Genomic DNA, 735 nt, shown 5'->3' on the forward strand with positions numbered 1-735 from the left:
GGCTCGCGGGAGCGTCGGGACCTTCGGGTTCCCCTTGGGGCTCGTCCGGTTCCCCGGGGTTCACCCGTTCCTCCGGCCCCTGCGTACGGCGGACCCTGGACTCCCTGGCCGCGGGCGCGGTGGCCCGTACCGGCGCCGCGAGCTGCACGGTCTATCTGCTGGAGCCCGGACCGTCGGCGAACCTGCGCCTGGTCGGCGGCGGCCACGGCCACACCCCGCCGTCCCGGAAACCGGCGCTGGAGGCGATCGCCGGGGCCGCGCCCGTCATCCACGGCGGCGGTCGTACCGGCGCGGACGGCGAGGGCCCGGCGCGGGGCGCGGTGGCCGCCTGGCCACTGCTGCGCGAATCCACCGCGATCGGCGCGATGTGCTGCCACTTCCCGCCCGGCCGCGACCCCGGCGAGGCGGATATCACCCTCCTGGAGGTGATCGCGGGGCATGCGTCCTGCGCGGTGGAGAACGACCGGCAGCAGGGGGCCACCCAGGAGAGGTCCGTCCGGGAGGAGCGGCAGCGCATCTCGCGCGAGCTGCACGACTCGGTCTCGCAGGCGCTCTACGGCATCGCACTGGGTGCCCGTACCGCCCGCGAGATGCTGGAACGCGACATCGACAGCGCGGAGCCGGTGGGACGGGTCGAGACGCCGAGCCCACTGGAAGGGGCGGTATGGGTCGATCCGGCGGGCGGCCACGAGGCCGTCGGGGAGGTGGTGGGCCTCACCGAGCTGGCCGAACTCG

At 75.4% G+C, this 735-nt stretch carries 1 protein-coding gene; it reads left to right on the plus strand.

What is annotated here, in order from left to right:
• The coding region (locus tag CCN37_RS41255) for a histidine kinase (RefSeq protein WP_246843573.1) at positions 1 to 735 on the plus strand (735 nt) is incomplete at both ends.

This window comes from Allokutzneria sp. NRRL B-24872 (assembly GCF_002155965.1).
GTDB lineage: Bacteria > Actinomycetota > Actinomycetes > Mycobacteriales > Pseudonocardiaceae > Allokutzneria.